Annotated in this window: 1 pseudogene; it reads left to right on the top strand. The window is 66.7% G+C overall.

Annotated features, from left to right (window positions below):
• Positions 1–330: pseudogene (locus tag HMPREF2924_RS34375) on the top strand (IS21 family transposase); the annotation flags it as partial.

Genomic DNA, 330 nt, shown 5'->3' with positions numbered 1-330 from the left:
TGACTGGCAGCACTACCTCCCGCTGATCGAACGCAAGCCCGGTGCGCTGCGCAACGGCGCGCCCTTTGCTGATCTGCCGGCGCCGCTGCGTCAGCTTAAGCACGGTCTGGGGCGTCATGCCGGCGGTGACCGGATCATGGCGCAAGTTCTGGCTGCCGTACCGGTCGCCGGGCTCGATGCGGTGCTGGTGGCTGTTGAGCTGGTACTGGAAAGCGGCAGCCTGAGCGCCGAACACATCCTCAATGTCGTGGCGCGCCTGGCCGCGACCGAACCACCACCCAGCGTCGAAACCCACTTGTCGCTCAAGGAAGCCCCCGTCGCTAACACGGC

The organism is Pseudomonas sp. HMSC063H08 (assembly GCF_001813645.1).
Lineage (GTDB): Bacteria > Pseudomonadota > Gammaproteobacteria > Pseudomonadales > Pseudomonadaceae > Pseudomonas > Pseudomonas aeruginosa.
Note: the sequence above shows the minus strand (reverse complement) of the source record. Positions and strands in the feature narration are given on the sequence as shown.